This is a genomic window from Longispora albida DSM 44784, assembly GCF_000379825.1.
Taxonomy (GTDB): domain Bacteria; phylum Actinomycetota; class Actinomycetes; order Mycobacteriales; family Micromonosporaceae; genus Longispora; species Longispora albida.
This window is the reverse complement of sequence record NZ_KB903814.1, coordinates 181221-207502: the sequence shown is the minus strand read 5'-3', so window position 1 is coordinate 207502 and position 26282 is coordinate 181221. Positions and strand designations below refer to the sequence as shown.

At 71.0% G+C, this 26282-nt stretch carries 24 protein-coding genes and 1 tRNA gene; 15 read left to right on the top strand and 10 right to left on the bottom strand.

Features of this window, described 5'->3' with window-relative positions; all coding sequences use genetic code 11:
- Nucleotides 1-67 precede the first annotated feature (67 nt).
- From A3G1_RS0105260 to A3G1_RS0105240, 5 genes are all read left to right on the top strand, one after another.
- Nucleotides 68-565, top strand: a complete 498-nt coding sequence (locus A3G1_RS0105260; protein WP_018348422.1) for a hypothetical protein — start codon at nt 68-70, stop codon at nt 563-565.
- An 11-nt stretch (nt 566-576) separates the two neighbouring features.
- Nucleotides 577-2352, top strand: a complete 1776-nt coding sequence (locus A3G1_RS0105255; RefSeq protein WP_245563448.1) for an ABC transporter ATP-binding protein — start codon at nt 577-579, stop codon at nt 2350-2352.
- On the top strand, nt 2349-2768 hold the full coding sequence (locus A3G1_RS0105250; RefSeq protein ID WP_018348420.1) for a S26 family signal peptidase: 420 nt from the start codon (nt 2349-2351) through the stop codon (nt 2766-2768). The genes A3G1_RS0105255 and A3G1_RS0105250 overlap by 4 nt, the downstream gene beginning before the upstream one ends.
- A 391-nt stretch (nt 2769-3159) precedes the next feature.
- Entirely contained in the window at nt 3160-3669 is a 510-nt protein-coding gene (locus A3G1_RS42275) for an FAD-dependent oxidoreductase (RefSeq protein WP_157640927.1), read from the top strand.
- A gap of 259 nt (nt 3670-3928) precedes the next feature.
- Complete coding sequence (locus A3G1_RS0105240) at nt 3929-4378, top strand: GNAT family N-acetyltransferase (protein WP_018348419.1); 450 nt, start codon at nt 3929-3931, stop codon at nt 4376-4378.
- 488 nt (nt 4379-4866) lie between these two features.
- On the opposite strand, the gene A3G1_RS0105230 is transcribed toward A3G1_RS0105240, so the two are convergent.
- Entirely contained in the window at nt 4867-5538 is a 672-nt protein-coding gene (locus A3G1_RS0105230; RefSeq protein WP_018348417.1) for a GNAT family N-acetyltransferase, read from the bottom strand.
- A gap of 83 nt (nt 5539-5621) precedes the next feature.
- On the opposite strand from A3G1_RS0105230, the gene A3G1_RS0105225 reads away from it, so the two are divergent.
- Nucleotides 5622-5975, top strand: a complete 354-nt coding sequence (locus A3G1_RS0105225; protein ID WP_157640926.1) for a hypothetical protein — start codon at nt 5622-5624, stop codon at nt 5973-5975.
- A gap of 13 nt (nt 5976-5988) precedes the next feature.
- Here A3G1_RS0105225 and A3G1_RS0105220 read toward each other — a convergent pair whose 3' ends face one another.
- The gene (locus tag A3G1_RS0105220) at nt 5989-6525 is read right to left on the bottom strand and encodes a MarR family winged helix-turn-helix transcriptional regulator (protein ID WP_018348415.1); all 537 of its coding nucleotides are present in this window, start codon (nt 6523-6525) and stop codon (nt 5989-5991) included.
- 32 nt (nt 6526-6557) lie between these two features.
- On the opposite strand from A3G1_RS0105220, the gene A3G1_RS0105215 reads away from it, so the two are divergent.
- A complete protein-coding gene (locus A3G1_RS0105215) occupies nt 6558-7301 on the top strand; it encodes an SDR family NAD(P)-dependent oxidoreductase (protein ID WP_018348414.1) in 744 nt (247 codons plus the stop codon).
- Between the two features lie 17 nt (nt 7302-7318).
- Here the strand turns inward: A3G1_RS0105215 and A3G1_RS0105210 are convergent, their stop codons facing one another.
- Together A3G1_RS0105210 and A3G1_RS0105205 are read right to left on the bottom strand one after the other, a co-directional pair.
- Complete coding sequence (locus tag A3G1_RS0105210) at nt 7319-8149, bottom strand: tyrosinase family protein (protein ID WP_018348413.1); 831 nt, start codon at nt 8147-8149, stop codon at nt 7319-7321.
- A gap of 1 nt (nt 8150) precedes the next feature.
- Entirely contained in the window at nt 8151-8555 is a 405-nt protein-coding gene (locus tag A3G1_RS0105205; RefSeq protein ID WP_018348412.1) for a tyrosinase family oxidase copper chaperone, read from the bottom strand.
- A gap of 484 nt (nt 8556-9039) precedes the next feature.
- Here A3G1_RS0105205 and A3G1_RS0105200 point away from each other — a divergent pair, with 484 nt between their 5' ends.
- Nucleotides 9040-10569: an MFS transporter gene (locus tag A3G1_RS0105200; protein ID WP_211216224.1), complete on the top strand. Its 1530-nt coding sequence runs from the start codon at nt 9040-9042 to the stop codon at nt 10567-10569.
- Between the two features lie 60 nt (nt 10570-10629).
- Here the strand turns inward: A3G1_RS0105200 and A3G1_RS40340 are convergent.
- From A3G1_RS40340 to A3G1_RS0105190, 3 genes are all read right to left on the bottom strand, one after another.
- Nucleotides 10630-10718 (bottom strand) — tRNA-Arg (locus A3G1_RS40340).
- 187 nt (nt 10719-10905) lie between these two features.
- Nucleotides 10906-12816: an elongation factor G gene (locus A3G1_RS0105195; RefSeq protein WP_018348410.1), complete on the bottom strand. Its 1911-nt coding sequence runs from the start codon at nt 12814-12816 to the stop codon at nt 10906-10908.
- Nucleotides 12817-12924: 108 nt separating this feature from the next.
- Nucleotides 12925-13680: a MerR family transcriptional regulator gene (locus tag A3G1_RS0105190; RefSeq protein WP_018348409.1), complete on the bottom strand. Its 756-nt coding sequence runs from the start codon at nt 13678-13680 to the stop codon at nt 12925-12927.
- A gap of 42 nt (nt 13681-13722) precedes the next feature.
- Here A3G1_RS0105190 and A3G1_RS0105185 point away from each other — a divergent pair, with 42 nt between their 5' ends.
- The 4 genes from A3G1_RS0105185 (at nt 13723) to A3G1_RS40335 (ending at nt 17939) form a co-directional block, all read left to right on the top strand.
- Entirely contained in the window at nt 13723-14202 is a 480-nt protein-coding gene (locus tag A3G1_RS0105185) for a DUF6194 family protein (protein ID WP_018348408.1), read from the top strand.
- 29 nt (nt 14203-14231) lie between these two features.
- The gene (locus tag A3G1_RS0105180) at nt 14232-14744 is read left to right on the top strand and encodes a hypothetical protein (RefSeq protein ID WP_018348407.1); all 513 of its coding nucleotides are present in this window, start codon (nt 14232-14234) and stop codon (nt 14742-14744) included.
- 106 nt (nt 14745-14850) lie between these two features.
- Nucleotides 14851-17223, top strand: coding sequence for a hypothetical protein (locus tag A3G1_RS38165; protein ID WP_157640925.1), 2373 nt, complete (start codon nt 14851-14853; stop codon nt 17221-17223).
- Nucleotides 17220-17939 (top strand): hypothetical protein, encoded by a 720-nt coding sequence (locus A3G1_RS40335; RefSeq protein ID WP_157640924.1) that lies wholly within the window; start codon nt 17220-17222, stop codon nt 17937-17939. Before A3G1_RS38165 ends, A3G1_RS40335 begins: the two co-directional genes overlap by 4 nt.
- Here A3G1_RS40335 and A3G1_RS33245 read toward each other — a convergent pair.
- Together A3G1_RS33245 and A3G1_RS0105160 are read right to left on the bottom strand one after the other, a co-directional pair.
- A complete protein-coding gene (locus A3G1_RS33245) occupies nt 17825-18652 on the bottom strand; it encodes a hypothetical protein (protein ID WP_018348404.1) in 828 nt (275 codons plus the stop codon). The genes A3G1_RS40335 and A3G1_RS33245 overlap by 115 nt on opposite strands.
- Before the next feature lie 105 nt (nt 18653-18757).
- The gene (locus tag A3G1_RS0105160) at nt 18758-19726 is read right to left on the bottom strand and encodes an NHL repeat-containing protein (RefSeq protein WP_018348403.1); all 969 of its coding nucleotides are present in this window, start codon (nt 19724-19726) and stop codon (nt 18758-18760) included.
- A gap of 121 nt (nt 19727-19847) precedes the next feature.
- On the opposite strand from A3G1_RS0105160, the gene A3G1_RS40050 reads away from it, so the two are divergent.
- Nucleotides 19848-20810, top strand: coding sequence for an ArsR/SmtB family transcription factor (locus tag A3G1_RS40050; protein ID WP_018348402.1), 963 nt, complete (start codon nt 19848-19850; stop codon nt 20808-20810).
- A 24-nt stretch (nt 20811-20834) separates the two neighbouring features.
- Here A3G1_RS40050 and A3G1_RS33240 read toward each other — a convergent pair whose 3' ends face one another.
- Nucleotides 20835-23648, bottom strand: a complete 2814-nt coding sequence (locus A3G1_RS33240) for an AfsR/SARP family transcriptional regulator (RefSeq protein WP_040477661.1) — start codon at nt 23646-23648, stop codon at nt 20835-20837.
- A gap of 106 nt (nt 23649-23754) precedes the next feature.
- Here A3G1_RS33240 and A3G1_RS0105145 point away from each other — a divergent pair, with 106 nt between their 5' ends.
- Nucleotides 23755-25758 carry a WD40/YVTN/BNR-like repeat-containing protein gene (locus A3G1_RS0105145; protein ID WP_018348400.1) on the top strand — a complete coding sequence of 668 codons (2004 nt, stop codon included), beginning with the start codon at nt 23755-23757 and terminating at the stop codon, nt 25756-25758.
- A gap of 103 nt (nt 25759-25861) precedes the next feature.
- Nucleotides 25862-26263: a hypothetical protein gene (locus A3G1_RS0105140; RefSeq protein WP_018348399.1), complete on the top strand. Its 402-nt coding sequence runs from the start codon at nt 25862-25864 to the stop codon at nt 26261-26263.
- The last annotated feature ends 19 nt before the right edge of the window (nt 26264-26282 follow it).

The window sequence follows — 26282 nt, the reverse complement described above, 5'->3', positions numbered from 1 at the left end:
GAACCGCAGCCGGGTGGCGCCGCCGAACGGGGTGGCGCCACCTTCCCGAGACCTTCCGAAAGGGACGATGATGCAATCTCTGCTGTGGGCCGCGATCGTGGTCCTGTCCGCGACGGTGGCGCTCAACCTGGCGCTGACCTTCGCGGTGATCCGCCGCCTGCGTGACACAGCCGCCACGCCCGCCGCATCAGGCCCGGCGGCCGGCGGCACGGTACCTTCCTTCACCGTCGCCATGACCGACGGCACGACTCTCACAGACCGTGATCTGCACTCCGGGGCAGCCACGATCGTGTTCGCGCTGCCGGGCTGCAAGCCGTGCACGACAACACTGGCCACGCTGCCCGGGACCGAGCCGACCTACGTGTTCGTGATGGGAGAACCAGGCGAGCAGGGAACCGGGGAAGTGCTGGCCAAGGCACCGGCCTTCGCCCGTACCGCCGTCACGCCGATGGACGGGCCCGTCGGCCGGGCCTTCGGGGTGACGCTGTTCCCGACCACCGTGCGGGTGGTCGACGGGGTGATCACGGAAGCGGGCAACGGCGCGCTGGCCGGGGCCGGAGTGTGAGCGGGCGCGCGGTGCGCTCAGCCCTGCTCACCGGCTGGGCGGCGGCCGGGATGCGCGGGGTGGCTGTCCTGGCGGTGGGCGCAGCGGGCAGCGGAGTGCCGGTGCTGGCCGCCTGGGCGGGCAAGCTGCTGGTCGACGGCCTGACCGTGCCGGGCCGCGATGCCGCCGGCCTCGCCTGGCTGGCCGTGGGAGCCGCGCTGCTCGGCGGTGCCGCGGCCGGCTCGGGGCACCTGACCAGCTATCTGGCCGTCTGGCTGCGGACCAGGGTCGGCCTGCACGTCGAGGACCGGCTGTACCGGGCGGCGAGCAGGCTGCGTGGCCTGCGGGCGCTGGAGGACCCGGCGTTCCAGGACCGGTTCCGCCTCGCCGAGCAGACCGCGCAGCACGCACCCGGCGCGTGTGTGTCCTTCCTGCTCACCGCGATCAAGGCTGTGCTGGGCTCCGCGGGTTTCCTGGTCCTGGTGCTGGCGGTGTGGCCGCCGATGGCCGTTCTGCTCGCGCTGGCCGCCGTCCCGCAGCTGCTCGCCCAGCTGGGCCTGGCCCGGCAGTTCGCCCGCACGGCGGAGGAGACGATGACCGCGCGGCGCTCCCGGTTCATGTACCAGGGGCTGCAGACCGAGCTGTCCGGGGCGGCCGAGCACCGGCTGTACGGGCTCGGTGAGCTGTTCCATGCCCGGATGACCAGGGCCGCGCTGGAGGTCAGTGGCGCTGACCTGCGGGTACAACGGAAAATGGCTCTCACCCAGGGTGGGCTGGCGTTGCTGGGCGCTGTCACCCTCGCTGGCGGGTCAGCGGTCGTGGTCGTGCGCGCGGCGCGCGGCGAGCTGACTGCCGGGGACGTGGTGCTCTTCCTGAGCGCCGTGGCGGGATTGCAGGCGGCGATCCATGGGGTTGGTTCGCAGCTGACCGAAGCCGCCCAGGCGGTGCGGCTGTTCCGGCACTATGTGGACGTCGTGGACGCACCCGCGGACCTTGCCGACGGCCAGGGGACTCCCGGGCCGCTGGTGCGGGGTGTGGAGTTCCGTGACGTGTGGTTCCGCTACGACCCCAGCGGGCCCTGGGTGCTGCGCGGCCTGAACCTGACGATCACCGCCGGCCAGGCCCTCGGGCTGGCCGGGGTCAACGGCGCGGGCAAGAGCACCCTGATCAGCCTGCTGTGCCGGCTGTACGACCCCGAGCGTGGTGAGATCCGGTGGGACGGCGTGGACATCCGGGAGTACGCGATCGACGGCCTCCGGCGCCGGATCGGGGCGACGTTCCAGGACTTCATGGCCTACGACCTCACCGTCGCGGAGAACATCGGCGTCGGTGACGTGGCCCGGCTCGACGACCAGCGTGCGATCGAACACGCGGCGGGCCTCGCCGGAGCCTCGGCGGTCATCGCCGGGCTGCGGCACGGGTACCGGACCCTGCTCAGCCGGATCTTCTTCGGCGAGACGGGCGACGGCCGGGGCGTGGCGCTGTCCGGTGGCCAGCGGCAGCGGATCGCGCTCGCCCGCTCCCTGATGCGCGACGACGCCGACCTGCTGATCCTCGACGAGCCGAACTCCGGGCTCGACGCGGTCAGCGAACACCAGATCCACGAGATCCTCCGCGGGCACCGGTCCGGCCGTACCAGCCTGCTCGTCTCGCACCGGCTGAGCACCCTGCGCGACGCCGACCGCATCGTCGTCCTGGAAGGCGGCCAGGTCCTGGAAGAGGGCACCCACACCGAACTCGTCGACGCGGGCGGCAGGTACGCCGAGCTCTTCGCCCTCCAGGCCGCGGGTTACGCGGAGGCGACGTGACCTGGCTCGCGGCGCTCCTCGTCCTCGCCGGGGCTGGCGTGGTGGCCGCCCGGCTGCGGTACCGCGTGATCACGGTCTCCGGGGCGAGCATGACGCCGGCCTTCCACGACGGGGACCGGCTCCTCGTCCGCCGCACCCGGACCGTGCGCCGGGGGACGGCACTGGTCTTCGCCCCGCCGGGTCCGTCCCGGCCCAGCGACCCGCCCTGGCTCGTCAAGCGGGCCGCCGCCGTCTCCGGAGACCGGGTGCCGCCGGAGATGGCGGGGGCGGTGCGGGTCCCCGTGGTACCGGAGGGGTACCTGGCCGTCCTGGGCGACAATCCGCACAGCCTCGACTCGCGCCGGTTCGGGCTCGTGCCCGTGGCAGCGGTACTCGGCGTGGTGGTGCGGCGTCTGGCCACTGAGGACACTGGCTGAGGCGGGTGTCAGAGGCGACGTGACCTGGCGGCCCGCCTGAGCGCCTGCCCCAAAAACCGTATGAGGCGGGCGAGTGCCGACTATGACGACCGCGTCACCGCTGCCCTCGACCAGCTAGCCGTTGGCGTACCCGTCGACGAGGATGATGAGCCCGCCAGAGCGGCGGATCACGCGGCCAGCCTTTGCCGCGGGGCGAGCCCGTCCGCAAGAACTCCCACTCTGGCGGCTTGAGGCAATGCCTGCGAGTACTGGGTGGAGTTGCCCTGTGGCACCCGGCGTGAGCTGCCGCAGTTGGTTGCACGACGGCCGGTCACGATCGCGATCGCGATCGGGTCTGACCGGGAAATAGCTCTGACCAGGGTGTCGCTGGTCCTGGATCTCCGCGCCGACTTTGCCGATTCCGGCACATTTAGGACGGTTCCTGAGATCATTTGATGTCGCGTACATTCCCCTGCTTCAACGTTCCTACGAACTTTGGCGGCAGGCCGAACGCAAAGCCGGCGTGGAGCTCCTCACCATTAATGGTGGCCTGACATTGGGCACATCCCAGAGCGGCACATTCCTCGGCAGCGTGCGTTCTGCCGAGGAATGGGGGCTGGAGCATCAAATTCTTGAAGTGGCGGAGACGAACCGCCGGTTCCCGACGCTGACGCCTGGCAAGGACCTTCTTGCGGTCCACGACCCCAACGCGGGAGTCCTCCGGCCCGAGGTCGCCGTGGCAGCTCACCTGAAGCTTGCCGGAGGATGGTTTTCTTGCTGTGAGGTGGAAGCCGGGTGTAGGCCGCCGGCTTGTGTGAGCACTTGCCCTGCGCTGGGAGCGTTGTTGAGCGTGCGTGAGTTAGCCGGTGCCGCTGGTAGCTGGGCACTGATATGGCGGCAGGTCGGTGACGGCGGGTTCTAGAATGCTCTGATGCCGGCCGATCTCGTCCCTCACACTTGTCCGGGCTGCGGTCAGTCGAGCCAGCTGCTGCCCGAGCTCCGGTCGAGGCCGTGTCCGCGGTGCACCGCGATCGAGCTCTGGCCACGGATCCCGCCGCCGGCTCAACGGGAGTTCCTCGAACAAGTGGCCGCCGGGAGGTTCGTGCACGCGATGGGCAAGCTCTGGCAGTCGGGCCTGGCCGAGCGGCCGGAGATTCCGGTAGGCGCGCTATCTTCAAGGCATGATCATCCGACCTGCCCGCCCGGAGGAGGCCGCGGTGCTCAGCGACCTCGCGTTGCGCTCCAAGGCCTACTGGGGCTACGACGCGGAGTTCCTTGCAGCCTGCCGCGCCGAGCTGACGCTAGACCCCGGGCGGCTGGCCGCTGAGCGGACCGCAGTGGCCGAGATCGACGGCCGGCCCGCCGGTCTGGTCTCCGTGCTCGGCGAGCCGCCGCTCGGCGAGATCGGCATGCTGTTCGTCGACCCAGAACACATTGGTTCCGGGGTGGGCGGCGCGCTCTGGCGGCACGCACTCGCCGAGGCCCGGGCGGCCGGGTTCGGCACCCTGGAACTGGTCGCCGACCCTGGCGCGGTGGGCTTCTACCTGCGGATGGGTGCCCGCCGTGCCGGCGAAGTGCCCTCGGAGTCGATCCCCGGCCGGACGCTCCCATTGATGACGTACCACCTTTAGCTGAGGTCCTGCAAGTTCGATGACCGGCTGACCATGCCTACCGGAAATCGCGGGACTTCGACGAGAACGGTACCCGCAACGGACAGATGACCTCGGCGACCAGGCTGACCGCACCATCGGCCCGATCCAGCCTGCCCCGGACCACCAACGTGGGGCTGGTGTTCAGGATCCGCGAGGTGGGCTGGCGGGGTGGCCTCTGGTCAGGGCGAGCCGGGCGCCCCGCGCTGATCATCCTGCCCCGTCGACTGCTCATGTACTGCTCAAGATCTTCAACACATGCTCGTGTATATCCGGAACCTGCACCGGGTGAGCAGACCACCGACCCAGACCCGGCTTTTGTGCTCGGCGGTGACCAGGTCGCCGATGGCAAGCGCACCATGCTCGTCAAGCCGGCTGCGCACGAGCCGGACGGGATGGTTGTGGGGACAGGCCAGTGGCCCGCACACCGGCCACGACGCACTGGTGTCGTCTAGTTAGGACTCCTTGGTTCAGGAGGAGGCCGTAGCTGGTACGCCGGAGATGAGGACGTCCGCGTGCTTGGTCCAGCCCAGGGTTGTGTAGAGGCGCTGGCCGTCGGCGCTCGCGATGAGCAGGCCGGTGGTGGCGCCGAGTTCGCGGGCGGCGATGGCCAGTTCGCTCATCACGACGCTGCCGAGGCCGCGCCGGCGGTGGGCCGGTTCCGTTGCGATCTTGTCGGCGATGGCGTCGGTGCCGTTGACACCGATGTTGCCGCTCGCGGCCAGTTCGCCGGTGGCGGAGTCGACGATCCGGACGGTGGCGACGCCGCCGTTGACCTCGGTCTCCGCCTTGTAGCCGGCGGCCAGTTCCGGTGCGGGGTGCGCGGCGAGGTCGATGCCCATCAGCCACTCTGGACGGTCGAAGATTTCCAGGCCGCTGGCCTCGATGGCAGCGGCGGCCCTGGCGGGTTCGTTGGTGGTGACGGTGAGCCAGGTGACCTCTGTGGCCGAGAGGACCTGGGCTGCCAGCCGCGGTACTGATTCCGGGTCCTCGTCGGCCCGGGTGCTGAACACCTCCACGACCCGCCCGTTCTGGTCACAGCGCACGGAAACGCTGTCCGGGCCGTGTACTCCGGCTGGCAGGTCGCGGGCGACGCCCCAGCCTTCCTGCCAGCGGCGGACCAGGTCTCCCAAGATCATCATGTCGCTTATCAGATCACGTGAGGCGGGCAGTTCGCCACCCGGCACGGGTTGCCTTGGGCGGTATTGACCGGAATCATGCAAGGATGGTGCCTCGACGTGAACCGCAGGCGATTCTTGTGAACCGGATTCTCCAGGGCAAGGCGACCAGAGGCGACGCGGAAGACGCCGGCGTGAACTTCCGCCAGTGGATCGCGGGGGAGTGGGCTGGCAGCGAGCATCTCGCCATCGCGTACTGCCTCAACGAGCTGGCTGCCGCCAGCGCCGAGTGGGCGACCCTCACCGAAGACGAGGCCTCCGCCCACGTCTGGCTGTTCTCCTTCCTCTGTCCCACGCGGGCCAGCCTCTCCAGCGAGGCTGGCAGCTACATCGACTTCGTCCGCCGCAGCGGCGGGTTCCAGCGGGTGGCGCTGCGGGTCCGTGCGCTGCGCGGCGACTGACCGTCCACAGTGCTCAGGGCCGGTCTGTGGCGCCGGCCCGCTCGGAAAGATCGGCCAGCAGGGGCCTCAGCAGCGCCGTGAGCTGCTCACGCTGGTCAGTGTCCAGGGAAGACAACAAGCTTTCCTCGTACCGGAGGAGGTCGTCTACAGCCCGCTCGACCAGCGCGTGGCCCGCCGGGGTCAGCCCGACGCCGACCGAGCGGCCGTCCCCGTCGCCTCTCACTCTGCTCACCAGCCCGGCGGCCTCGGCGCGGGCCACGCGCTGGGAGATCGCGCCAGCGCTCACCAGGGTCAGCCTGGCCAGCTCGCCGGGCGTGAGCCGGTAGGGCTCACCGGCCCGGCGCAGGGTACTGAGCAGGTCGAGGGTCGCCGCGTCGATGCCGAGCCGGTGCAGGGTGCGGCGGCGCTCGTCCGACAGCAGCTTGCCGATCCGCCAGATCCGGGTGATCACCCCGATCGATCCGGCTGGTGTACCGGGCCGCTCGCGCTGCCAGGCCTGCTGGATCCGGTCGACCCCGTCGGGCGGTGGCGTGGTGCTATCGTCGGTCACGTTTCTTAGTTTAGACCTAAAGGAGTTCTGTCATGAACACACCCGCAGCCTCACCCCGCCAGGCTCTCGTCACGGGCGGCAGCCGGGGGATCGGGTACGCGATCGCCGCAGCCCTGGTCGCCTCAGGTCACCAGGTCACCATCACTGGCCGGAACCCGGACACCCTGGCCCTGGCGGCCAAGGAACTCGGCGCGGTACCGGTCGCCTTCGACGCAGCCGACCCCGCCTCGATCACCGCGGCGCTGCCCAGCCTGCCAGCCACAGTGGACGTCCTGGTCAACAATGCCGGTGCCAATACCGACTTCACCGCGCCCGACGCCGAGCCGGACGACCTCACGGCGCTCGCCGACGCCTGGCGGTCCAACCTGGACACCAACTTGCTGTCAGCCGTCCTCACGACGGCGGCGGTCGAGCCCCGCCTTGCCCCGGACGCCCGGGTCGTCACGATCGGCTCGATCGCGGCCCGCCGTGGCGCAGGCTCGTACGGCGCGGCCAAGGCCGCCGTCGAGGCCTGGAACGCGAGCCTGTCCGCCGAGCTCGGCCCCCGGGGCATCACCACCAACGTCGTCGCGCCCGGCCTGACCCTCGACACCGAGTTCTTCCAGGGCCACCTCACGTCCGAGCGTGAGCGGACCATGATCGGCCAGACCCGTACCGGCCGGGCCGGCCGTCCAGCTGACATCGCCGCGGCCGTGTGCTTCCTCGCGTCCCCGGAGGCCGGGCACGTCACCGGCCAGGTGATCCACGTGAACGGCGGGGCGCACCTGGGCGTGTGACGCCCCGCCGCTCCCCGCTACGCGTACGTGTACCAGGCCGTGTGGTTCAGCATGCTGCGCGGCGTGACCGTACCGCCCCACGGCTGCATGGCCTCGTCGATGTCCACGACGTTGGCCGTGCCGGCCGAGGGCAGGTAAGTCGCAGCCGGGTACCGCCGCTGCCAGTCCGACCACAGCTTGTCCACGTGGCAGTGGTGCAGCCAGAACACGGGGTCGTTCGGCGAGCCGAAGCCCGCCATCGTGCCGCTGACCCAGTTGTGGACCCGGTTGTGCACGTTCGGCCCGCGGAACCCTTCGAGGTAGTTGCGGAACCCGCTGGCCGACGTGCTGTTCCACGGCGACACGTCGTAGGTACCCTGGGCGAGCACAGTGGACACATCTCCGGCGGTGGGCAGCGTCGTGACCCCGGTAGTGCCGGTGAAGTTGCGCCGCAGGTACGTGGCGGTGTCGCTGCGGACGGTCAGCGGCCAGTTGCCACCCGCCTCCGCGAACGGGCCGGACGTCACCCGGTAGTTCTGGGCCGCGACGCCGTTCGGGCCGAGAAAGTCGGTGTTCCACATCGTCGAACTCGCGCCGTCCGTCGTCCAGTCCCAGTAGGGCAGGTTGACGGCCGGGTTGATGGCCTGAAGCGCCCTCTCGAACTCGAGAAGGTACTGCCGGTGCCACGGCAGGAACGACGGCGACCGGTGCCCGATCCGGACGCCGTTGTCACTGTCGCCGTTGGCCCGGTCGATGTGCTGCCGGACGAAATTGTCGTAGGTGCCGCGCCGCTTGAGTTCGATGAGTGCCGCGACGAATGCGGCTCGCTCGGTCGCGGTCAGGTTCCGCTGGTTCTTCCGCACGCCCATGTCAGTTTCCGATCTGCTGCGGGCTGAGGTCGCCGAGGGTGTCCACGGCGCGGCGGGCCGCCTCGCGCGGGGTGCGGAACGACTCGTAGTGGTTGACGGAAGTGGTGAAGGTGCCGTCGCCGTTGGCCATCACGTGCAGCTCGTGGCCGTCGATATGGATGACGGGGCCGTACCCGTGGTGGCCGCCGCTCAGGCTGTGCACGGCGGGGGCCTGCTGGCCGGTGATGCGCCGGCCCCGGTACGTCTCGTCGAAGGTGCCCGGTGCCGGTACGGCGGCCTCGGCCTTGTCCTCGCCCGTGAACACCTGGTACGCCCCGGCCGCCGCGACGGCGAGCCCGGTGGTGGCCAGCAGGCCGGCCTGCAATATGGTCCGCCGGCTGGTACCGGCGGCGGTGTCTTCGCTCATTCTTCGCTCCCCGAGAAAAGTGCAAGGAACCAGCCGCCGAATTCAATAATCCATAGTGGACGGACGGCCTGGTCCCGGCGAGCGTAGGCATGCTTTCCCGGTACCGGGAATGTGATAGCTCTCACCGCTTCCATGCGGTACCGGAAAGAAAAACGTGCGGCCGTGAGCTGAAACGCAAGGTCACGCCGAATCGAATGTCCAGAATGGTCAATCGCTGAGGAAGCCTCAGTGATCCGATCGCAATATCGCGGGCCGCAAAATGTGAACTGCCGTTGGCGGGATCGCCGGGTGCTGTTCGTCTCGCGGGCGAATTCCGAGAGTGCTGGGCAGTCGCGTATTTCCTCGTGTCAGAGAAGTGCAAAGGTGCGGGCTGCTGGGGTGGGCAGGCCTAGACTGGGGGCGATATTTGTCATGAGCGGCATATGTCGCTTCCTGGTCAGGAGGCAGGCTGATGGCCGATCCGTCGGGCCAGTCTGTTCAGCCCGTGCACACCCGTTCCGGCGCGCAGCCCGGCAGGCATCCAGCCCTCGCCCTCACCGTGATCACCTCGGCGCAGCTCATGATCGTGCTCGACGCGACGATCGTGAACGTCGCGCTGCCGCAGATCCAGCGAGCCCTGGACTTCACCCCGACCGGCCTGTCCTGGGTGCTGAACGCGTACACGATCACCTTCGGTGGCTTGCTGCTGCTCGGCGGCAGGGCCGGCGACATCCTCGGGCGGCGCAAGGTCTTCATCGCCGGCATCGTCATCTTCGCCCTGGCCTCGCTGCTCGGCGGCCTGGCCCAGTCCGCGGGCTGGCTGCTGGCCGCCCGCGCGCTCCAGGGCGTCGGCGGGGCGATCGCCTCACCGACCGCGCTGTCCCTCATCACCACCAACTTCAAGGAAGGCGAGGAGCGGAACCGGGCGTTCGGCGTGTTCGCGGCGGCTTCCGGTGCGGGTGCTGCGATCGGCCTGCTGGCCGGCGGCATGCTCACCTCCTGGCTTTCCTGGCGGTGGACGCTGTTCGTCAACGTGCCGATCGGCATCCTCCTGGTCCTCGCCACCCCGCGCTACCTGCGCGAGTCCGAGCCGCACCCCGGCAGGTTCGACCTGGCGGGCGCGCTGACCTCGACGGCGGGCATGGTGGCACTGGTCTACGGGTTCATCAGGGCGGCAGACGAGGGCTGGGGTGACCAGCTCACCCTGGCGTCCTTCGCGGCCGCGGTCGTGCTGCTGGCTGCGTTCGTGCTGATCGAGCGCCGCAGCCAGCAGCCGATCACCCCGCTGCGGATGTTCGCCAACCGCGACAGATCCAGCTCGTACGTGGTGATGCTCCTGTTCGCAGCCGCCATGTTCGGCATGTTCTTCTTCCTCACGCTGTTCGTGCAGAACGTGCTCGGCTACTCGCCGCTGGAGGCCGGTTTCGCCTTCCTGCCGGTACCGTTCGCGATCGGCATCACCGCGCAGATCGCCTCCCGGATGATCCCGAGAACCGGCCCGAAACTGCTCATGATCATCGGCGGGGTACTCGCGGCCGGCGGCCTGGTTCTCCTCACTCAGATCAAGGCGGACAGCTCGTACGTGACCGGCCTGATGGTGCCGATGACGCTCTTCGGGCTCGGCATGGGCCTCATCTTCGTCCCCGTGACGATCGTGGCACTGTCCGGCGTGGAGAACCGGGACTCGGGTGCGGCTTCCGGTCTGCTCAACGCGACCCAGATGGTCGGCGGTTCCCTCGGCCTCGCCGTCCTGGTGACCGTGTTCGGCACGGCCAGCCGGAATGAGGGGCAGGAACAGGCCGCCAAGTTCCTCGCCACCGCCACGCCGGAGCAGGCTGCGGCGTTCCAGCAGACCCAGCAGCTGCCGCCGCAGTACGCGAGCGAGGTCCTCGCGCACAGCATCTCCTCGTCCTTCCGGCTGGCCGCGCTGTTCGCGGTCATCGCGCTGGTCGCGATCATCATCGGCATCCGGAGCAAGTCGAAGACCCTGGCTGCGGAACCAGCCGGCCAGGCGACCCCCGGAGCTGCGAAGTAGCGGCCCAGCGACATACAACGGCCCGGCACGGTCTTGAGACCGTGCCGGGCGCGCCCTGAGCGGAGAGGGCAGGATTCGAACCTGCGGAGGTCTTGCGACCCCTCCGGGACGGATCCCGGATCCCGATCGGCCACTACGGGGACCTCTCCTGGCTGCCGTGCTGTTTTCTTTCTGGTACCAGCATGGCAGTGTGCGCTGATTCCGCCCTGATGTCCGGCTGACCCACTGTAAGTAGCCGAGTATTGACGGAAAGTTGAAGCCGTGTTAGGCTATAGACGAAGCCCGACTTAGAGCACACCGTGCGAAGAGCCGGGCTTCTGCTGTGTCCGGTTGTTTTTACATCCGGCCCGCCAGCCGGGCCACGTATTCCTCCCGGTGCAGCGGGTTGAGATCCGTCCTCGCCCGGCGCGGCGGCTCGCCGTGCACGGGCCGGTAGCCGCCGAACTCCGTCCAGAAGGCGTAGTCGCCCTGGGTGAGGCCCGGGAGCTGCTGCTCGAAGCCGTGTACCCGGCCGGCCGCGATCGTCCCGCCCAGCACAGCCGTCTCGCCCCGCACCACCGACGACGACAGCTCGGCATGCGCGTCGGCGAGCCGCGACAGCGCCACACTGATCCGGTCCGCCGGAACTTCGAGTTCGAAGCGGTGTACCGGCTCCAGCACCTCGGTCCCCGCCTCGCGCAGCGCGTGCAGCACGACGAGCGGGGCGCACCTGCGGAAGTCGGCTGCGGAGCTGACCGGGGCCCAGTACCCGCTGTGGGTCAGGGTGACGTGGCAGCCGATGACCTGCCAGCCGTGGAGCCCCTGCCGGAGCGCCGCCGGGATCGCCTCCTCCAGCGCGTGGTGGAACGGCGGCAGCAGCGAACCGGCCTCGACGGCCAGCCCGTACCGGTACCCGGGCCCCGGCTCCACCCGCAGCCCGACCGTCGCGAGGAACCCGTCCGGCCGCCCGCTGATCATCTCCGTGAAGGAGCCCGTGCCGACCGGCCGCTCCACGCAGATCGGCCGCGTCTCCGCGAACTCGACGGCCAGCCCGTGCTCCTCGGCCAGTCTCGACGCGATGACCTCCTTCTGCACCTCGCCGTACAGCCGGATCGTCAGCTCCGCCCCGTCCTCGGCCCGGATGCTGATCAGCGGGTCGGACTCCGCGAGGCGCCGCAACGCCGCGTAGAGCTCGACCGGCCGGTCGGAGCGGACTGCCGTCTCCAGCGAGGGCGGGGCGAACAAGCCCGTCCGCGTATCCGAAGGCACGCCGAGCTGGTCGCCGATCCGCAGCTCGCGCAGCCCGTGCACGCGTGCGATCGAGCCAGCACCAGCCACGCCATCCACAGTGGAGGACCCGCCGTCGAAGATCCGGACAGCCGTGGGCCGGACCTCGCCACGGATCGCCGTCCCCGGCCGGCGCCAGGGCAGGCCCCGGCGGGCGGACAGCTCGCCGGAGAACACGCGGACGTACGCGATCTTCTCCCCGGCCCGGCCACGTTCGATCTTGAACACGGTCGCGCGGAGTTCCCCGTCTGGCCCGGGCCCGGCGGACGGCAGCAGTTCCCGCACTCCGGCGAGGAGCTCCGGCACGCCCTCGCCGGTGATGGCCGAGCCGAAGAACACCGGGTACACGATGGCACTGGCGGTCTGGCGGGCCAGCTCACGCCGGACGAGGTCCGCAGGCACCGCATCGTCCACATAGGCCGCGAGCAGCTCGTCGCTGTGCTCGGCGAGCATCGCGGCGTCCGGCTCACACGGCGCGGTGACGGCCTCCCTGGTGCCGATAGCAGCGACGGTGCTCAGCGGGAGGACGGCTGGCGTGAGCCGGTGCCGGATGTCGGCGAGCAGGCTCTCGTACCGGGCCCCCATCCGGTCGATCTTGTTGGCGAAGAGGATGACGGGCAGCCCGAGCCTGGCCAGGGTCCGCATCAGGACCCGGGTCTGTGGCTGCACACCCTCCACGGCGGACACGACGAGCACGACCCCGTCGAGGACGGCCAGCGCCCGCTCCACCTCCGCGATGAAGTCCGGATGCCCGGGTGTGTCGATCAGGTTGACCCGCACGTCACCGACCATGAAGGACACCACGGCCGCCTGGATGGTGATGCCGCGGCGGCGTTCGAGGTCGAGCGTGTCGGTCTGGGTGCTGCCGGAGTCGACGCTGCCGATCCGGCGGATGACGCCGGTCTCGAAGAGCAGCCGCTCGGTCAGGCTGGTCTTACCTGCGTCGACATGGGCGAGAATTCCGATGTTCAGCGTGCGCACTGGTCCCCACTGGTGTGATGTTTCGGCCCTTTCCGCTGGTGACGCTGAAGCTGCGGCGCATGTCACTCTCCTTGTCCGGGCAGGGCCTGCCAGTGGTCGCCGGGGATGTTATCCGTCCAGGCCGCCAGCCGCGCCTGATTTTTCTGCGGTACCGGAGAGCAGGGACTCCAGCACGGCCGCACCGGTGACGAGCTGGCGCGACCGGAGGCTGAGGCTCGCCTGGCGGGCCGCGAGCGCCCCGGCGACCTCCTCCCGGCCGCCAGCCTCGATGAGCCGGGGCATCACAGCCCTCAGCTGCGGGATGCGGTACCCGGCCTGGCGCAGCTGCTGCACGATCCGGGCGTCGCGCACGTCGGCGGGGGAGTAGGACCGGGGCTGCCTGCCGGGAGTACCGGGAGCGCGGCCTGGTGCCAGGAGACCCTCGTCCTCCCAGAAGCGGAGCGTGGAAGGCCGGAGGTCCAGTGCTGCGGCCAGCTCGGAGATGGTCATGGAGTCGCGGGGCTGGGCGTCGTCCACTGGTTCCCCGGAGATCGCCGCAGCGGCCTGCTGTGCGAGCCGTAACCCCTCCCGTTCGGCGTGGAGGCGGGCGTGCGCGGCGTCCAGCAGGGCGAGCAGTTCCCCATCGGGATCGTGGTGAGCGGCGATCATCAGGCGCCTCGCCTCGACAGGGCCGGTCGCGGCCGCGAAGGAACGGTAGGCGAGCGCGGCGACAACGTGAACCTGCGTGTAGGTGCGGTACCCGGAAGCCGTACGCGGCACGGGCGGGAGGACCCCGTCGTGTTCGAGGTTCCGGATCTGCTGCACCGAGTAGCCCGACTCGCGGGCCACGTCAGCCGTCCGGAGCGCGTGCTGGCGGCTTCCCATAAGCCAAGTCTCCACCAGCACTTTAATGCCAGGCTGGAACTCATGCTGATCGAAGACATCATCAGGCTCACCGAGGCTATGGGCGGCGTGCTCGTCCAGCGGCCCGGGCCGGGCGACGGTACGCCGGAGCTGGCCTGGGGCGACGTGTTCTTCTACTACGCGCCCGACGGGGTCATTCCCAAAGCCCAGCCCTTCGCGACCATCGTGACCAAGGACTACCCGGGCGACGACACGTCACGCCTGGGCCGGCCAGGTGCGTTCCGGATCAACGTCGCGGCCGGCGCCACCGAGTTCCGCAGGCAGACCGGCCACGATCCGAAGGACCCCGCCGGGCCGGCCATCACGGGCGACGACGTGGTCATGGCCCATCCCGTGTACGGCAGCATGGGCTGGCTCGCCGTGGCCAACCCCGGCCCGGCCACCTCGGACACGGTCGCGGCACTCCTGGCCACCGCCCACGGCATGGCACGCGGCCGGTACGAGCGGCATGCCGAACGAAGCCGGCCTCCCGGCGAGCAGTAGGACTGCCGGCCGGGGTCTAGGGTGGGCGGATGAGCGCTGATCGGGACGAAGCGGTGCGCCGGCTCGACGAGTGGCAGCGGGCCGTGACCGACCCGGGCGGGCAGGCGGCGATCCCGGCAGCGCCCGACTCGCCGTACCTGGCCTCGTGGCTGTCCACCCAGGAGCGTGCCTTCCCCGGCTGGGCCGCACGGTACGGGGCGGGCGCCGAGTGGGACTTCTCGGCCGCGTCCACCGGCCCGCTCGCCGCGTCGGTCTTCACGAACGCGGCCAGCGGCGCTGACCTGCTGGCGCCCGGGCGGGCGGAGTTCGCGGAGTGCGCCGCCTGGTACTGGGGCGAGGTGCTCCGGCGTACCGCTGCTCCCGTGGCCCGGTGGCGGTACACGGCGGGGGAGCGCGACGGGCACAGCCCGTTCCGTGGCCACTGCTGGGTGGAGCGGGAGGACACCTCCGCCTCGTACACGCCGCTCCTGAACCTGGCCCGGATGCTGGACCTGGCGGACCCGCACCATCTGGGCCACCTCCTCGCCGCGTGGCTGGTGTGACAAGGTTGTCCTGATCGGACACTTGACCCCATTGCCGGCATGTCCTGAAAATGGCAGAGTGTTTTCTCTCCGGCTGAGCCACCGGCGCCAGATACACGCGCTCGCGGTGATCATCGCCCTTGTCCTCGCTGGCCTGTTCGCCCCGGCCCCGGTGGCGGCGGCCCCGCCACGCGTCCCGCCCGGAGCCGTCGTCGGCTCCGGTGGTGAGCACAAGATCGGGCTCCAGGGCATCTACGAGTACGAGTCGCACGACGCGCTGCTCGGCATGCCCCAGCCCTCCGCCGCCGACCTCGCGAAGATCGGCACGTCAAAGGACTACGAGAGCGGCACGTGGCAGCACATGTACGCCGCGTGGAAGGAGTACATCGCCGCCCCTCCCGGATGGGAGGAGTGGCGGGCGATGTACGGGAGGGTCGTGCACGACGACCCGGCCAAGCTCGGCAACGTGCCGCAGCCGTCCGCGGCCCTGATGGCCGAGGTCAAGCCGTCGGAGCAGTACCAGTACGGGTCGACGTTCTTCATGCTCGCCCGGTGGAAGGAGTACCAGGCGGCCGTTGAGGCCATGCCTGCGGCCGACTACGAGGTGTGGCGGCGGCAGTACGTGACGCTGCGGAACAGCAACAGCAAGGGCGGCGGCAGCAACAGGAAGTACGGCTTCGAGCCGCTGTACCGGGCCGAGGCGATCGAGAAGGACCCGGTGCTGTCCAAGGGAGACTGGAAGTACGGCAAGCACATGCCGAAGCACCTCAAGGCGAAGCTCGGCTCCAAGCTCCACATCGTCGACCGGCCGCTCGACGCTGTCGATCTCACGAAGCTGAAGATGATCCTGGAGCTGAAGTCCGGTAACTCGATCAACTCGACAGACGGGCGCAAGCAGCTCGAAGACCTGATCACCATCGCGAAGGAGACCGGCTGCCGGCTCTACTACGTCTTCGCGGAGATGCCGGACGCCGCGTCGATCGCGCTGATCCGCAGGATGTCGATCGAGCACGGCATCGCCATCGACATCGTGTACTGGCCGGCGATGGGCTCCCCCGTCATGCCGGACAGCTGGGGAGGTACCCCGCCACCGACCCAGGGCACGTCTGGCGGCACGGTCACCTCGCCCGGCCCGTCAGGACCGAAGGGCGGGCCGGCCGGCGGGGCGGCGACCCCGCTCACCGCGCCTGGCCAGCACGCCGCCGACAGCCCGGTGCTCGACGCCGCTGCCAACGCGCCCGGCTCGGCCGGCGAGGCCATCACGCAGGGCCTGGCCCGGCAGCGGATCGGCGCGCAGATCGCCTCGGCCGGCGGTGACGTGTCCGTCGCCACGCTGCCCGACCTCGGCGGCGTCGACTTCTCCACTCTGGAGCTGCGGTACGTGTCCGACACCTACCACAACGGCTCCGGTGTGCAGTACGCCTTCCGGGCGGATGGCATGCCAGCCGACCAGCGATCCTTCGGCGGGCGCCGGGCCGCGCAGCTCGCCTCGGACTCGTTCTTCGTGTGGCTGGCCCTGCCGCCGTACTCGTTCACCGTCAACCTCAACCCGGACGAGCCGAACCGCATCATCGACGACAAGTTCGGCAGGACCGACGCCGGCCGTGTCCTGCTCGAAGCCGACCTGACGATGAAGAAGTCGGTCGCGAAGTTCATCCACCCGGACGCGCCAGGTGCCGACGGGTACTGGTCGGCGCTCCAAGGCGAGTCGAAGTGCCTGTCGATGCGGCAGTGGATCGTGCCGGCCACGGCGACCGTGCACGACAACGACGACGAGCTCTACATCCTCGACGCGCCGCTCGAAGTGAAGATGGAGAGCACGTACTTCAAGGCTTCCGGCGCGGCGAACGGCTGTGACGGCAAGCAGGACGCGTCGGTCACCAAGCACAACGAGGAGGTGTACCGGACCCGGATCCTCCCCAAGGTCCAGGAGGCCGTCAACAAGGCACCCGAGTACGCCGACCTGCGCCGCGTATACGCCAGCCGCGTCGCGGCCGAGTGGTTCCGGCAGCGCAGCCGGACCAAGCCGACCGCCTTCACCGGCCTGATCGACAAGGGCGACATCAGCCGGTGGGCCTCCCGCGAGCAGTGGACACCCCGCCAGGTGTTCGACCGGTACGTCGAGTCGTACACGAAGGGCGAGTTCAACATCACCCGGCAGAGCACCGAGGGCGACTACATCTACACCCGGACGTTCGTCTACGGCGGCGTCGACTTCTCCCGCATCGACCGGACCGGGGTCGGAGCCCAGGCCTTCGCCCGCGACCATCCGGGCATGGCGAACGCCGCGACGGGCGCGATGCTCGGCAGGACGGCGCAGGGCAAAACGGTGTGGATGGGCGGGCAGACCACGGCGAAACCGCTGCGCGAAGCCTTCGCCCGGCCCTCACCGGCCACGTCCAGCCCGTGGTTCTACGCTCTCGTGGCCCTGCCGCTGATCACGTGGCTGGCCGCCGGCGGGTACCTGCTCCGCCGTCGTATGAGGACGGTGAGCCCATGACAGCGCCGGGGCCTGTGCAGGTGGTGCGCCAGCCAGGGAGTGTGTTCGCGGCCAGCTATCTCTTCGCGGGGGTCGCCGCTTTCGCGCTGGTCACGGCCGTTGCCTCGTTTTTCGCGGTACCCGAGCTGAGCCACCACTACAGCGAGCGGGCCGGCGACGGGGCAGCCGGGACGGCCACCTCCTTCGGGCTCCTGGTGTTCGGCTTCCTCGCCATCGTCTTCGGAGCCGTCTGCCTGCTGCTCGCGATCCTCGGCGGCCGGGGCGCGCAGGCCGCCCGGGTACTCATCTGGGTCCTCAGCGGACTGATCGCCGCCGTGAACGTGGTGCTGCTGATCGCAGGGGTGTACGACCCGGTGCCGTGGTACGCGAACACGGTCAAGGGCCTGGCCGGCGGCACGCTGCTGCTGACCGGGATCGCTGTCGTCCTGTTCGCGCTGCCGGCCTCACACGGCTACTACCGGGCGGTCCGCGCCCTCCGCGCGTTCCGTGCCGCGAGCATGCGACGCCTCCCGCCACCGCCCCGGATGATGCCTCCGCCGATGACCCGGCCGATGTACCCGCCGCCCCCGGCCCGGCCGCCCGTCCCGCCACCCGGCTACCGCTACCCGCCGCCACCCGGCCCGCCCCGCCCGATGCCCCCGCCGCCCAGCTCCATGCCCCCGCCGCCATCGCCTGCCGGTCCGGTGGCTCCGGGGCCGGGCCAGCCTGGGCCCTGATGGCCGGCCAGCGTGGCCCGGTATGTCGTCAGGTACCAGCGGAGGCGCTGGTGTCCGGCCTCGGTGCCGATCTCGGGGCGGTGCTCGGCGTGGGCGGCGTAGTAGCCGATCGCGTCAGCGAGGAACTCGGGGACGATCGCGAGATGCTGCAAAGTGCGACGGGTCTTGCCCGTGACTGTGCGGATCCGGACCGACTCGTGCACGAACACGCCCGCGATGTCGTCCCAGGCGACCCGGTGCCGGAGGAACGCCCGGAACTCGATGTGGTCCGGCCGCAGGACGACGGCGGGCCCGGCAGCCGCGAGCGCGAACCGCACGGCGAGGACTAAGCCCACGAAGGGCAGGACCCCGATGCTGATACTGGGAGAGTCCCAGCGGAACGTGGCGGCGATCAGCGCGAGCATCGCGCCGACTATCCCCAGGTGGTTGCTGAGCTGGTACGGGGCGGTGAACGTCCCGCCGCGCACCGTGAAGGCCGCCGGCCTGGGCTTTCCCTTGTGCCGGACGGCGTGGAAGTAGAGCAGCCCCCACGGTATGGCCATCAGCACCAGTCCGAGCGCGGAGAACACCCAGAACTCCCGCTCGGACTGTTGCCCGGGTGGTGGTTCGGCGGCGCGGATCGCCACGGTGACCGCGGCCGGCAGGATCAGGAACGCCAGGTCGGCAGGACGAACCCGGCTCAGTGCGGGACTTGCTGCCTCGCCAGGGATCATGGATACCAACGGTAGGCCCAGCCGGGGTTCCGCGCTGTCCCGTGCGGATCCGGGAGACCCGGGCGGCCGGCGGGAGGCTCGCCCGGGTCGGTGCGGGTGTGCTGGTCAGCGCAGGCCCGGTACCTCGGTCACCAGGTACGGCGGGGTCGCGGCCGGGGAGCTGAGCTGGCTGTTCACCCAGAGCAGCCGCCGTCCCGAGCGGGCGATCGTGGTCGGGGAGACCGCCGTGCTGACCGGGCGGGAGTCGGCCACCACGCGGGCGGTCGCGTAGTCGGGGCTCAACTCGACCAGCCTGGTCAGGAACTCCCACTCGCCGGTGGTGCTGAGCCGATTCCACACCCCGTACAGGCGGCGGCCCTCCAGGAGGAAACCGTCGCCGGAGAACACCTGGCCGTCGGCGATCCGCACGACGCTGACGGCCTTGGTGCGCAGGTCGATCCGGTACGTGACGTCGGCACCCTGCTCGCCGACCAGCAGGTACCGGCCGTCGGGCGTCGTGACGATCCCGTTCAGGAACTGCGGGACGGGCGTGAAGGCGTCGATCGTCAGCCACGGCACGAGCTGCCCGACGCGCTCGGAGGTGATCGGGGCTCGCCAGATCGTCTGGTTCGCCGAGTCGGTGACGTAGACGGCGTCGCGGGTGAAGGAGAAGTCGTTGAGGAACGTCTTCTCGGCGTCGGCCGTGCGGCGGGCCAGCAGCCGGCCCGCCCGGTCGTAGACGTAGAGCGCGTTCGTGCCGGCCCCGGCCACGAACAGCCGGCCGTACTGGTCGAAGTGGATCCCGGTGGCAGCCGTCCGGCCGTCCGACCCGGCAGGCAGGAAGGGCCGCAGCTCGCGGTCGGTGGTGCGGCCACGGTACACGGCACCGGTCGCCACGCTGGTCACGTAGATCTCGCCGTGGCAGGTGACCTCGATGCCCTCGATCGCCGCACCGGCCTCGCGGTGGACGACGTACTCGGCAGGAGAGCCCCAGCCGGAGGTCCCGGCGGCGCTGGCCCGTGAACCGAGCGCCACGGCCCCGGCCCCGGCGGCGATCGCGGCTGCACTGGTCTTGAGCAGTGTTCTTCTGTCCATGCCCCGAGGATTCCGGCCGGGCCGGCGGGCCCGCGAGGCCTTTCAGCGGTGCCTGAAGGCCGTGACGGAACAGTGATCTGCGACGGGCATGACGGTGACCTCCGGCGGGCATGCTCGACGGGTGCTGCGGATTCACCTCACCCCTGCGGACCTGGGCAGAGTCACCCTCGCGACCGGCCCGGACGTGATGCAGGAGGTGCAGCACAGCGTGCTGATGCTCGACCCGGCGTGGGGCGGCGGCTGGGCCGGGCGGTGGCGGCGCTCGGTGCTGCCGAGGCTGTCGCCGGACTTCCGGCCCGTCCTCGACCTCATGCCGGTGATCGGCTACACCCCGGACTTCCTCTGCGCGCCGGGCGCCAGGGACGTGCACGCCGCTGTCGACGAGATCGTGTCGGCTCCGGGCGAGCAGGTCCGGGCCGAGCTGGGGGAGTTCGCGGCGAGCACCCGCCGGCCGCTCAGCTCGTGGGCGCTGGATCTCGCCGCCGGGGACGCGGGGGCACGGCGGAAGCTGAGGGCCGCGCTCACCCGGTACTACGAAATCGGTCTTGCTCCCGAGTGGGACACCGTGACGGCCGGTGTGACCGCTGACCGGGCAGTGCGCGGGCAGCTCCTGCTCGACGGCGGCCTGGACCGGCTGCTGGGGACGCTGCACCCCGACATCACCTGGGACTCACCGATGCTGAGCATCCGCTGCCCGCAGGGTACGCAGCAGCCGTGGGACTTCCACCTCGGCGGACGCGGCCTGCTCCTGGTCCCGCTGTACTTCGGCGGCGTCTCCACCTACCTCGAACCACCGGCCGGCCCGGCCATCCTCGGCTACCCGATCCCGCACGGCCCGGTCTCGATCGCGCCGGACGGCCGCCTGGTGTCGCTGCTCGGCCGGACCCGCGCCACGGTCCTGTCGGCGCTGCGCACGGCCGGTTCGACGACGCAGGTCGCGCAGCGGGTCGGCACGTCGCTGGCCTCGGTCAGCCAGCACACCACCGTGCTCCGCGACGCCGGCCTGATCAGCACGACCCGGCTGGGCGGGGCGGTCCTGCACGCCCTGACCCCGCTCGGCGCCGGCCTGCTCGGCGAGGACTGAACCCGGTGCCGCCGCCCGGCGGAGTCACGCGAGCCGCGCGCGCAGCGCTTCCGCCGGTGCCCGGTTCGTGTCGCCCAGCACGCTCAGTGCCCGTCGCCAGTGTGACCGGGCGCCTTCCGGGTCGCCGAGGCTGGCGAGGGTGTCGCCGATGCCGGTCAGCGCGTCGACGTGCTGACCGGTCGTGATCAGCTCCGCGCTGACCCGGGCGGCGTCCTCGTAGGCCGCGAGGGCTTCGGGGAGCTGGCCGAGGCCTGCGTGCAACCCGGCGATGCTGTTGAGGACCGCTGCCTGTTCACGGTGCTCGCCGATCGTCTCGTTGAGCCGGAGCGCCCGCGCCATCAGGGCCAGCGCGGTCTCCGGGGCACCGAGGGCCTGGTGGCAGTCGCCGAGGTTCGCCAGGACGTGGGCCTGCCCGGCGGGATTGTCCACATCGGACATGTCCAGCGCCGCGTTCAGGTGCTCGACGGCCTCGCCGAGCCTGCCGACGTGCCGGAGCATGTACCCGAGGTTGCAGCGGGTCCGGTACTCCAGGTCGCGGTCGCCGTCGGCGCGCGCGATGTCCAGCAGCTCGCCCGCCAGCGCGGCTGCCTGGGCGTGCTCGCCGCGCAGGGTGAGGGTGAGGCTGAGGTTGCCGAGGGTACGCCGCTCGGCCTCCCGGTCGGCGAGCCGCCGGGCCGCGTCGAGCGCGCGCTCGTGGGTGGCGACGGACTCGCCCTCGAAGTCGCGGAACTTGAAGTACGAGAACGACGCGTACGGCAGCTGCCAGGTGTGCTGGTCCCAGCCGTGACCGGCGGCCCAGCGCATCGCGGCGAGCATGTTCTCCCGCTCGGCGTCGAGGCACGCGATCGCGTCGTCGTAGCTGTCCAGCGGCACCGGGTCGGCCGGCGGGTACGTCAGGGTCAGCGGGTGGAAGCTCGTGGCCGGGCTCAGCAGCGCGCAGCCCCGCACCGCCTGGTCGACGTAGAAGTCGAGCATCCGGTGCGCGGTGGCTTCCCGGCCGGGTACGGGGAGGGCGCGGGCGTAGAGGCGGACGAGATCGTGCAGTCCGTAGCGGCCAGGGCCGGCCTCGATGACCAGGTGCGCTGTGACGAGCGCGCCGAGCGCGGGCCGGATCTCCGCGAGGGTGCGGCCGGCCAGGGCCGCCGCGAGATGCCCGGAGAACGCCGGCCCCGGTACCAGCCCCAGCAGCGCCAGCAGGTCCCGGGCGGCGGCGTCGAGATGGCTGCGTGACACGTCGAGGGCGGCCCTGACGGTCAGGTCACCGTCCTCGGTGGCCAGCGCGGCGAGGCGGCGGTGCTCGTCGTCCAGCTCCGCCGCGAGTTCGGCGACGGGCCGGCCGGGGTGGGCGGCGAGGCGTGCCCCGGCGATCCGCAGGGCCAGTGGCAGCCGCCCGGCCAGGTCGGCGAGGCGTGCCGCAGCGTCCGGCTCCGCGTCGATCCGCTGGTCGCCGGCGACGGATCGCAGCACGTCGACCGCCGCTTCCGGAGTGAGCACGTCCAGGAGCACAGGCCGCGCGCCCTCCCGTGCCACCAGGCCGTCGAGGCGGTTGCGGCTCGTGATGACCACCAGAGCTGATCGTGTACCCGGAAGCAGCGGCCGCACCACCCGCGCGTCCGGAGCGTTGTCCAGCACGAGCACCAGCCGCCGCCCGGCTGCCAGCGTCCGGTACAGGGCGGCCCGGTCGTCGAGCCCGGCCGGTATGTCGGCGGCGGCCACGCCCAGCCCGCGCAGCAGGTGAGCGAGGGCGTCCTCCGTGGACAGGGGCTCGGCACCGGGCGTGAAGGCGCGCAGGTCGAGGTGGAGCTGCCCGTCCGGGTACCGCGCGGCGTGCCGGTGCGCCCACTGCACGGCCAGCGCGGTCTTCCCGACGCCGGCCGGCCCCGTGATCGTCACGATCAGCCCGGAGTCGCCGAGCAGCCGGTCCAGATGCTCCACTTCGGACGATCGTCCGACGAGGTCCCCGCCGCCGTACGGGAGCTGGGCGGGCACCGGCACCCGGGCTGGTGCGGGGGCGGGCGGTTCGGCCCGGAGGGGCTGGCCGGCGAGGATCTGCCGCTGGACGTCCCGCAGCTCCGGGCCGGGTTCGAGGCCGAGCTCGCGGGACAGGTGGGCTCGGGCGTCGGAGTACGCGGCGAGGGCTTCCGCCTGCCTGCCCGACCGGTACAGCGCCTGCATGAGCAGGGCACGCGGCCGTTCGCGGAGCGGGTGAGCCGCGACGAGGCCGGACAGCGCAGGCACGAGAGCAGCGGCCCGGCCCAGCTCCAGCTCGGCCGAGCACAGGTCCTCGGCGGCCACCAGGTACTGCTCGGTGAGGCGGGCGCGCTGCGCGGCGGCGTACGGCCCCGGCACGTCGGCCAGCGCGTCCCAGCCGCCGAGGTCGAACTGCCCCTGCGCGCTCACGCCAATGGCTGCCCGCAGGTGCCCGGCCGCGCCCTCCGGGTCACCGGCCGCCCGCGCGGCCCCGGCCTGCCGCAGCCTGTCCTCGAACACGTCGAGGTCACAGCAGCCGGGCGCGACGGTGAGCACGTAACCCCGGCCCGCCGACACGAGTACCCGCGCCGGGGCTCGCCGGGGCCGGCCCGGTTCCAGCAGCCGGCGTAACCGGGCCACGTACGTCTGGACGAGATTGTCCGCGCTGGCCGGTGCCGCCTCGCCCCACACGGCGGCCACCACGTCCTCCGGCGTGACCAGGTGGCCACGGCGCAGCACGAGCAGGGCCAGTACTGCGCGCTGCTGTGGCGTACCGAGCGTCAGCTCCCGCCCGTCGAGCTCCGCGCGCAGCCTGCCGAGCACGGAGTACCGGATCATCCCCGCAACCTGCTGCTCGGCCGTCGACACCCGACCGAGCCTAGCCGGTGTCCAGCCGCCGTCCAGTCCGCGTCCAGCCGCCGTCCACCACGCTCTGTGACCCTGTGCGGAACCTCCCGACGGAAGGACCCCGTCCATGACACGAACCCTCCGGCCACGCCGGGCCCTGGCTGCGGCCGCAGCCGTCACCATGACACTGACACTGTTCACTGTCAGCCCGGCCCAGGCAGCTGAGCCCGAGGCCGGCGCGCCCGGCACGCTCGCCACCCAGAAGCACCGCTGGCGGCTGGTCGGCCCGAACGGTACCGGCGGCGAGCTCGCCTTCACCAAGGCCCGGCCCGACCGGATCTACGTGGCGACCCAGATCGGCAACGTGGTGTTCCGCTCCGACGACCGGGGCACGACGTGGACGCAGAGCAACCAGTTCCCGGTCGAGGCGATGAACTCCGGCGGCATCTCGGCCCACCCCTCCCGGCCCGACGTCGTCTTCGCCGGCGGCCAGGAGCGCAACGAGTTCCACGGATTCGTCCTGCGCAGCACCGACGCGGGCAAGAACTTCACGCCGGTACTGGACCTGCCGGCCGCCGTCACGGGCGTGGTCGTCGACCCGTCCGGCAGCCGCGTCTACGCCACCACCGAGCAGGGCGTGTACGTGAGCACCGACCTCGGCGGCCGGTGGAACCTGCTGCCCGGCTCGCCTGCGAGCGCCAGGTACCCGAAGTTCGAGGGCGCGGACCTCTTCTTCGCCGCCGGGCCCGAACTGTGGGTGATCCGGCAGGCGGGGGCCGGCACGCCGCGCCCGCTGGCCAGGCTCGCCCAGCCGAGCCTGTCCGGCGACGCGATCGGGCAGCTCACCATCAGCGGCGACACTTTCGTCGCCCGCTCGGAGCTCCAGGTCGCGCACGTCTCCACCGACCGGGGCAGGCACTGGCGGGCCATGACCGGCCCGTGGGGTAAGAACGTCGTCATCCTTTCGTCCATCGTGGACGGATCTGGCCGGCTGCACATCCAGGTCAACCAGGAGACCGGCGAGATGCAGCAGTGGGGCAGCCGGGACGGTGGCCGGACGTGGAAGGCCGAGGCCGGTCTCGACCGGGTCGACCTGTACGAGGCCACCGGCACGTTCCCCGGCCGGCCCGGCACGGACGTCATCTCGGCGGCCGCCGGGATCTACACCACCTCCGACCACCAGAAGTTCGAGCGGATCGGCGTACCCGGCTCCGACGTGTTCTCCCTCGCCGTCACCCGGGGCAAGTCCGGCCCGGCCCTGGTCGCGGGCACGTGGACCGGCTCGTTCCAGTCGACGGCGCCGATGAAGGAGCGGCTGCCCCGCGGGTACCAGGAATGGGGTTTCAGCGGCACGGCGCCCCACACCATCGGTAACCGGATCGACAGCTTGGCCACCGACCCGCGCAATCCCGCAACGGTCTACCGCGTCCGCAACACCTGCACCTTCGAACAGCCCTGCTTCTACCTGGAGAAGTCTGCGGACGCCGGCGTGAAGTGGACGATCATGCAGCGGGCAGTGCCGGGCAAGGCCCTCGGCATCGCCGTCAGCCCCGCCGATCCCCAGCGGCTGTACGTCGCCACGCACGCGCCCTCGGCCGTCTACACGAGTGACGACGGCGGTGTCACGCTCCAGCAGAACGGGCAGGACCACCTCGAAGGCTTCACCAGCGTCGCCCTCACCCCCGGCAACCGGGACAGCGCGTGGCTGGGCGGCCCCGACGGCCTGTTCCGTTCCACCGACGGCGGCGTGACCCTCCAGAAGGTCCTCGACGGCTGGGTCAGCGCGATCGCCGTCGACCCGCGCACCCCGGGTCACGCGGTCATCGCCGGCATCGACGCCCTCTACGTCACCTGGGACGACGGCAAGCACATCACGAAGGTCGCCGGGGATCTCAGCGGCTACCTGAGCAGCATCGCGTTCAGCCCCGACGGCAAGACCATCTACGCGGGCTCGCACTACTACCACACGGCGGCCTCCGGCGTCCTCCGCAGCACCGACGGCGGCCGGACGTGGGGCTCGATCACCGGCAACCTGCCGGAACCCTCGGTGAACTCGCTCGTCGTCTCGGCCGACAACTCCTGGCTGTTCGCCGGCACCACGTTCGGCAGCGTGTACCGCCTGGCGGTGTGACAGCGCGGTCTCTGCCGGGGCGGTCCCGGCCCCGGCAGAGACCAGCGAACACAGATCGGCCAATGTGGACCGTGAGCTGGTGTTCCCTGCTTATGATCATGAAATGACCGACGCTACCCGGATCCTCGCCGGGATCATGCTCATCTCCATCGTCACCATCGAGTTCGGCGGCTTCTACCTGACCAGGGTCGCCCGGGGCCTGGAACGGATGACCGAGTTCCAGAAGAACTTCGCCAGGGCCGGGCACGCCCACGCCGGAGTGCTCGTCTCCCTCGGCCTGATCTGCCAGCTCTACGCCGACCAGGCGGGCCTGTCCGGCGCGGTGGAATGGATCGCGAGGCTCGGCGTGCCGGTAGCGGCGATCCTGATGCCGGCCGGGTTCTTCGCCTCCTCGATGGGCAGGGAAGTCACCACGGCTGGCAAGCTCATCATCCTGGTCTGGCTGGGCGCACTGAGCCTGGCAGCCGGAGTACTGGCCCTCGGCATCGGCCTGCTGACCGCCTGAGGGCACCGGGTAACTGCCC

Coding starts and splice junctions, on each gene's coding strand:
- A3G1_RS0105180 (WP_018348407.1), top strand. CDS start 14,232: ATGAGCGCTGATCGGGACGAAGCGGTGCGCCGGCTCGACGAGTGGCAG.
- A3G1_RS0105185 (WP_018348408.1), top strand. CDS start 13,723: ATGCTGATCGAAGACATCATCAGGCTCACCGAGGCTATGGGCGGCGTG.
- A3G1_RS0105190 (WP_018348409.1), bottom strand. CDS start 13,680: ATGGGAAGCCGCCAGCACGCGCTCCGGACGGCTGACGTGGCCCGCGAG.
- A3G1_RS0105240 (WP_018348419.1), top strand. CDS start 3,929: ATGATCATCCGACCTGCCCGCCCGGAGGAGGCCGCGGTGCTCAGCGAC.
- A3G1_RS0105215 (WP_018348414.1), top strand. CDS start 6,558: ATGAACACACCCGCAGCCTCACCCCGCCAGGCTCTCGTCACGGGCGGC.
- A3G1_RS0105205 (WP_018348412.1), bottom strand. CDS start 8,555: ATGAGCGAAGACACCGCCGCCGGTACCAGCCGGCGGACCATATTGCAG.
- A3G1_RS0105145 (WP_018348400.1), top strand. CDS start 23,755: ATGACACGAACCCTCCGGCCACGCCGGGCCCTGGCTGCGGCCGCAGCC.
- A3G1_RS33245 (WP_018348404.1), bottom strand. CDS start 18,652: ATGATCCCTGGCGAGGCAGCAAGTCCCGCACTGAGCCGGGTTCGTCCT.
- A3G1_RS0105140 (WP_018348399.1), top strand. CDS start 25,862: ATGACCGACGCTACCCGGATCCTCGCCGGGATCATGCTCATCTCCATC.
- A3G1_RS0105210 (WP_018348413.1), bottom strand. CDS start 8,149: ATGGGCGTGCGGAAGAACCAGCGGAACCTGACCGCGACCGAGCGAGCC.
- A3G1_RS0105230 (WP_018348417.1), bottom strand. CDS start 5,538: ATGATGATCTTGGGAGACCTGGTCCGCCGCTGGCAGGAAGGCTGGGGC.
- A3G1_RS40335 (WP_157640924.1), top strand. CDS start 17,220: ATGACAGCGCCGGGGCCTGTGCAGGTGGTGCGCCAGCCAGGGAGTGTG.
- A3G1_RS0105160 (WP_018348403.1), bottom strand. CDS start 19,726: ATGGACAGAAGAACACTGCTCAAGACCAGTGCAGCCGCGATCGCCGCC.
- A3G1_RS0105260 (WP_018348422.1), top strand. CDS start 68: ATGATGCAATCTCTGCTGTGGGCCGCGATCGTGGTCCTGTCCGCGACG.
- A3G1_RS0105225 (WP_157640926.1), top strand. CDS start 5,622: ATGGTGCCTCGACGTGAACCGCAGGCGATTCTTGTGAACCGGATTCTC.